This is a genomic window from Moorena sp. SIO3H5 (assembly GCF_010692395.1).
Classification (GTDB): domain Bacteria; phylum Cyanobacteriota; class Cyanobacteriia; order Cyanobacteriales; family Coleofasciculaceae; genus Moorena.
The window spans coordinates 1-6,448 of the sequence record NZ_JAAHHS010000417.1 but is presented as its reverse complement, the minus strand read 5'-3'; the positions used below and the strand labels follow the sequence as shown (position 1 = coordinate 6,448).

The following is a 6,448-nucleotide window of genomic DNA, read 5'->3' as shown; positions in this document are numbered from 1 at the left end:
TCAGGTCGTCCTTCTGGACGACCTGCCCCTGTCATTGATCAACTGCCTGGCTACAATAATGTTTGGCTAGCAACAGGTCATTATCGCAATGGTGTACTCCTCGCTCCGGCTACAGCACAACTAATTCTGAAAGAAGTAATTGAGTCAGGAAAATAGTTATAGGTGCGACAATCACGCGAATTTAATTCTTAATGGTAAGAGCGCACAAGCATGTTTTTGTTGAGAGTTAATCTTGACATTTCACAGTTAACCGTCAATCGTCAAAAAACACCGATCAATTAAAATATATAGGTTAAATGTTCATGAACTGATCTTTGTAGGAGGCGCGGCGCAACCTCTCACGTTTAACCCCAATGGGGTGTCAGGGGAGTATCCAGCCGTGAGTTTTTGATGAAATCTCGATGGTTAATCACGAGTTTGCTGATGGTGCTGATGAGCTGTGGCGAGTCGTCTACTCCACCACCTAATACAACAACGAGTCCCCAACCGATGCCAACCCCGCCTAATTTAGAGGACACATCTAAATCTGGCAGTTCAAAGCCCACAGCCAAACTGTCTGCTCCGGCATCAGATGCTTTTACTATCTCTGGTAAAGGAATTGGACCGGCTAAGTTGGGAATGACTTTGGGACAGCTAAAACAATCCCTAGGGGATAAAGCAAAATTTGAGGTCAAGTCACCGTTTATTGTCGGTTTCGATGCGATCGCAGTTGTCCAATCAGGACAACCCCAATACTATATTCTTTACCCGATGGGAACACCTATGGGTAATTCAACCGTAATGGAAGCGTTATTCACCACAAATCCTAACTATCGCACCAGCAAAGGTGTTGGCCCTGGCACACCCATCAAACTAGCTGAGCAAGCTTACGGTGACGCTACCTTGTCCTTTAACTATGCCAGTGAGTCGAGGGAATACGTCAATTTTTCCAACCTATCAGAAGATATAGCCTTCCGCATCGGAGTAAACGTCAATGATACTAATAATCAGTTTTCTGGCCTTTATGCTTCACCATTGAAAGAATATAACCAAACCCAGAACTATCGCGACTCAGCGACAATTAAATCCCTAGAAGTCTATTGCCGAGATAAATGTCCTTCACCCTAAATACTCATGTAAGTGAGCTTATCATTTAAATGCATGAAAGCTCATTTAATCAACAAGCGTTTGAAATTGCTCTGGAAGCAGTAAGGGAAAAGTTGCCCCTCAACTCCCTAGGCATGGGGGAATTCCCACCAATTCCCCTACAAATCTTTGACACTCTCCCATCCACCAACCAAACCCTTTGGGAATTGCTCAACCAAACTGCAACAGTTCCCACCATGGTTATTGCTGGTCAACAGACAGCAGGGCGGGGACAGTGGGGACGACAATGGCAATCTCCAAAAGGTGGACTCTACTTATCATTAGCTTTAGCTCCCAAGTTACAGGCATTGGACAGCGCCCAGCTAACCATGTGTAGTGCTTGGGGAATTGCTACAGCTTTGAGAGCTTACGCCATACCAGTGTCTGTGAAGTGGCCCAATGACCTACTACTTAAGGGACGCAAACTCGGAGGTATTCTAACACAAACCCGTGTCCAACAGGGTCAAATTACCAAAGCAGTCGTGGGTGTCGGAATCAACTGGAGCAATGAGGTGCCGGAATCTGGCATAAATTTGCGCTCATTTTGGGAACCCCAGCCCTCTCCCACTGTGACATCTATAGAAATGCTGGCTGCCATTGTTTTACAAGGACTACTGTCCGGATATCAACTCTGGTCAGAGGAAGGAATGAATAGTTTGCTACCACGATATCTAGCGCTATTCAATTATCAAGGAAGCCAGGTCATGGTAGAAGGAAATCCAGGCATCATAACAGGGGTAACCCCTAGGGGCGAACTACGAGTGCATCTACACGATACTCCGACCCCAAAAGAAATTTTGCTCAAGCCCGGTACAATCAGTCTTGGCTATCGTAGTTGTTGATAACTCTTAGGGTTAAGGGTCAAATCTTAAAGGTTAACCATTAACAAACAGCAATCAAGGTTAATCAACTGATCAACAAAATAGCAATTATGGCGTTGCTTAATAATGGAATGATTTTAAGATTAGGTGGGCTTTCCAAGGGCGCGAGCAATCCCTCGCGGCCTTGGGTCCCACCTGTGGAATGGGCATATTGGTGGAAGCGATGCAGCGCGGTCTTGGGGAGGCAGCGCGGTCTTGGGGGTCCCCCCCATGAGCGACTGCCGTGGTTTCCCCCATGAGCGACTGCATCAAGACACAGGCATCTTGCCTGTTACAGTTTCCCGGCGGGCAGGATGCCCACTCTAGTCCTATTCATTCGAAGACTGACGCAACGCCGCAATTATGGCTGATGGCTGAGCCGAGCGAGTATAACTGTGTAGTAATTATTTAGTGAGTCGTAAATGACCAAAGAAAACTCCCCTGGTAGCACCCTGTATAGCATTTTCTACCGATGTCCAAAACTCATCCATGGACTGAGTGTGATGAGTAGTATTGGTGTCCTCAGCAGCGGTATGGTTGTGGCAAAAACTCAGTCACCCATAGAAGCTGTATCAGTAAACACGACTACCAAATCTATAACGGAAGCAGGATTTGATCCAACTCTTATTGCTGCTTTGCCTAAACCTACACCCCCAACTTCCTTTCCGGTGACAGCTGTGCCAGTGGCAAAACCAGCCCCAGCAAAAGCTGCGTCAAAACCAGTATCAGCAACTAAGCTCACTAAACCAATTGCCCCACCAGCACCAAAAGTTGCCCGGAAATCAGTAGCTCCCTCGGTGCCAATCCAGGTCAGGAAACCAATTGCTCCACCAGCTAGGAAATCTGTCCCGACAAAAGCGATCGCAGTCAAACCAGTACAGCGTAGAACCCAATTCTCTGTACCAGCTAAAGCCACTGTAGCCAAGCCACCGAAAGTCAAGCTCAATCCAGTAGCATTACAGGCTAGTGTTCCAAAAGCGGCTGCTAAAAATAGCTATATTGACCGCACAAACTACAATGTTGGTGCCACTAAACGGTACACTCCCCCCTCGGCAGTTGTTTTAACTGAAAGGTCAAGGGGTTGTCGGACTGTAGCCAGAAATGGCCAACTCAGGGGGAATTGTGGTATTGTCCCGAGGCGTCAACCAATTGCTATCTCTGGAAGTAGAAGGAACGGTAGAGTAACTCAATTACCCAGACCACGAGTAATTAGTACTCAAACTGCTAGATATAATCCCGTTCGACCAGTCCGATTTAATTCAGTTCAACCGGCCAGATTTAATCGGGTGAAACCTGTCAAGAGTCGTCCAGCTAAATGGGTTCCTCGTGGGATTAGCGTTGCTCGGCGGAATCGGTCTGTCCGTAAACTTCCTACAGCCTTAGCCTACTACAATCTCACCCAACGACCCTCAGGATTGGCCAATTTCAGGCAATCCAGCTTTGTGTTCCCCGTAACCATTCCTTCTGCCATTAGCTCCCTATTCGGCTGGCGGATTCATCCGATTTCCGGTAATCGCCGTTTCCACGCTGGTACAGATATAGCAGCACCCCTAGGTACTCCAGTTGTTGCTGCTGCTGATGGTGAAGTAGTAACAGCTGACTTCTTAGGTGGCTACGGTTTGACCGTTATGGTGCGCCATGAGGAAGGTACCCAAGAAAGCCGCTACGCTCACCTATCAGAAATCTTCGTCCAACCTGGGGAATGGGTACAAAAAGGAACTGTAATTGGCCGCGTTGGCAGCACCGGTAATTCTACTGGTCCCCACCTACACTTTGAATGGCGGCATGCCACTCCCCAAGGCTGGGTAGCAGTAGATGCTGGCTCCCATTTGAAGTATTCTTTAGGTCAACTAGTCCAATCCCTACAGGTAGCCAAAAATACCTCCTTTTCCCTACGAGGATTTTAGGCCAGTGATGGGGTGATGGGGTGATGGGGTGATGGGGACAGAGTTATATCAGCAGCACCAGTTATATCACCGTCTCAGTCCCCAGTCCCTTTTACCCTTTTACCCTTTACCCTTTAACCTTTGCATCCAACCGTGCAAGCTTTTACTTAGGCAAACTCTCCAACCGAGCTTCGACCATCATTCGCACCACATCCGGCATTTTGTATTGGGCTTGCCAGCGTAACTTATCCCTTGCTTTAGCTGGGTTAGATTTCCCTAAAGCCAAATCAGTTGGTCGGAATAATTTGCTATCGGTCACCACATGGTCTTGCCAGTCCAAGTCAACTGTAGCAAACGCCGTTGCCACGAAATCTTCTAATTTATAACTCTCCCCTGTCGCTATTACATAATCATCTGGCTGGTCTTGCTGTAGCATTAAATACATTCCTTCAACATATTCAGGAGCCCAACCCCAGTCACGCTTAATTGCCATATTCCCCAAACGAAGCTTCTCTTTACTACCGTTAGCAATCCGACAAGCAGCACTGACTATTTTTTGGGTCACAAATCGTTCTGGTCGTAGGGGAGACTCATGATTAAATAAAATACCAGAGCAGGCAAATAAGCCATAGGCTTCACGGTAATTAGCTACTTCCCAAAACGCTGCTGCTTTAGCAACACCATAGGGACTTCTGGGACGAAAGGGAGTCTGTTCATCAGCGGCTTGTTCTCCAGTATCCCCAAAGCACTCACTAGAACCAGCGTTATAGAGTTTAATGGGAGCACCAGTAAAGCGAATTGCCTCTAATAAATTAATTGTGCCAGTCGCTATGCTTTCTAGGGTTTCTACCGGTTGTCCAAAAGACAACCCCACTGAGCTTTGCCCCGCTAAGTTATAAACTTCATAGGGTTGGAATTTTGTTAGCACTTGCAATACACTACGAAAATCCGTGAGTGTCATTGATTCCAACTTAATTTGGTCTCGGATACCCAAATACACCAAGTTCCTAAAGGAGGACATTTGAGCATCCCGTGACGTGCCACAGACAGTATAGCCTTTGTCTAAAAGCAACTTTGCTAAATAGGCTCCATCCTGACCAGATACTCCACAAACCAGTGCCTTTTTCATTAACTTTTCTCAGGAAATAAACGATTCATGTCATGTTACGATTAACTATCCATGTTAGATATCACGAATCGATGTGTACAATAAATAAAGAAGAATAATGCAAATTTATAGACCTCAAAGACAGTCATTGAAATTCAGTTAATTATCCTAGATTGTCGTTAAGGTATTGCTAATTATAATTTATTTATGGATAGTCTAAATAATTAGAACGTGAATGAAACATTAACGTTAAGTTCGGCAAGCTTTAAACCCGATGCAAGTCTAAAGCATAGATAGGATGAAGCTGATTAAATCAATTCTAGGTAAATCGAACCATAACTTAGAGTATAACTTAGAATTATCTTTGATGATAACTCTTATTTAAAAAGTTTTTTTTTGAGAATACAGTTTTCGCCAATTACTATTCCCTTTTCCCTGTGTAAGACAACGGCGACGATGTCTATTGTATTATTAAATAACTTTAGTTCTATTTTAAATCGTCACAAAAAAAAAATAAGACCCCCTTCTGCCTTGATGAATGGCAAGCTACTAGTCAAGTATAACCTGCTGACTTAGAGTTGACAAAGGGTAACAGATTGGCGTCAGTGCTATTATGTGGGTATTAATAATTAACTATGACTAATTCCTTATAGCAGCAGTTGGTCAGATGGGGAACTTTCCAGCTACGAGTATCCTCTAAGTAGAACAAACCGATAACGGCTTTTTAACAATGTCCCTCTACAACTAATAACCAATTACCAATTACAAATGACAGGCCAAGATAAGCGTCAGCGATGCAGCGCGGTCTTGGGGGTTCCCCCCATGAGCGACTGCATCAAGACAATGAACCCTAAACAACCCTAAACAAAGTCGTGACGTGGCTTGAGTGACAACATATTCCGGATTTTCTGAACAATTTATTGTGTCTTTATCTAGCAAGAGTCAATATGTTTATGATCAATACAGTTAACCCAGGAAAAACCAGACCCCTTGATATATTAAGCGAAATTGCTAAGAATCACAGTAGTGTAAAACCACGATTGACTAGACCAGTTGTGGGTATAAGCTTACTGCTGGTTTCCGCTATTACCCTACCTATACCTACCCTAGCTCAAATTCCATCAATCGAGGTACCAGCTTCACCATCCCCGAGGGAGGTACCAGCTCCACCATCCATTGCTGACTTCGTTGAGGTAAATCAGGGTAACACCGTATCAGCCGCCACACCACCTGTGCGGAACTCTTTACCACCAGACAGAGCTTATACCCTTGATGCTGGAGATGTTCTTAACATGAATATCTTTGATGTTGATGAATACAGTGGTCAGTATCAAGTATTGGTGAACGGTTCCCTTAACTTACCCTTGATTGGTAGTGTATTTGTAAGAGGCAAAACCCTCGATCAAGCTAGCGAACTCGTCTGAGCTGACTTTGAAGATAGCCTGCCTCAAAAGCCTCGCGAGCTTCCC

General features: G+C 45.1%; 6 protein-coding genes. 5 read left to right on the top strand and 1 reads right to left on the bottom strand.

From position 1 onward, the window contains the following. From F6K52_RS29970 to F6K52_RS29955, 4 genes are all read left to right on the top strand, one after another. Positions 1-156: FAD-dependent oxidoreductase (locus F6K52_RS29970; RefSeq protein ID WP_293087391.1), on the top strand; the 156-nt coding region annotated here is incomplete at its 5' end. 234 nt (positions 157-390) lie between these two features. Beyond that, a complete protein-coding gene (locus tag F6K52_RS29965; protein ID WP_293087389.1) occupies positions 391-1,107 on the top strand; it encodes a hypothetical protein in 717 nt (238 codons plus the stop codon). Between the two features lie 29 nt (positions 1,108-1,136). After that, positions 1,137-1,967 carry a biotin--[acetyl-CoA-carboxylase] ligase gene (locus F6K52_RS29960; RefSeq protein ID WP_293087387.1) on the top strand — a complete coding sequence of 277 codons (831 nt, stop codon included), beginning with the start codon at positions 1,137-1,139 and terminating at the stop codon, positions 1,965-1,967. A 440-nt stretch (positions 1,968-2,407) separates the two neighbouring features. Next, positions 2,408-3,892: a peptidoglycan DD-metalloendopeptidase family protein gene (locus F6K52_RS29955; protein ID WP_293087385.1), complete on the top strand. Its 1,485-nt coding sequence runs from the start codon at positions 2,408-2,410 to the stop codon at positions 3,890-3,892. A 142-nt stretch (positions 3,893-4,034) separates the two neighbouring features. On the opposite strand, the gene F6K52_RS29950 is transcribed toward F6K52_RS29955, so the two are convergent. Next, the gene (locus tag F6K52_RS29950) at positions 4,035-5,000 is read right to left on the bottom strand and encodes a GDP-mannose 4,6-dehydratase (RefSeq protein WP_293087383.1); all 966 of its coding nucleotides are present in this window, start codon (positions 4,998-5,000) and stop codon (positions 4,035-4,037) included. Between the two features lie 932 nt (positions 5,001-5,932). Between F6K52_RS29950 and F6K52_RS29945 the strand changes: the two genes are divergently transcribed. Further along, the gene (locus tag F6K52_RS29945; protein ID WP_293087381.1) at positions 5,933-6,403 is read left to right on the top strand and encodes a polysaccharide biosynthesis/export family protein; all 471 of its coding nucleotides are present in this window, start codon (positions 5,933-5,935) and stop codon (positions 6,401-6,403) included. The last annotated feature ends 45 nt before the right edge of the window (positions 6,404-6,448 follow it).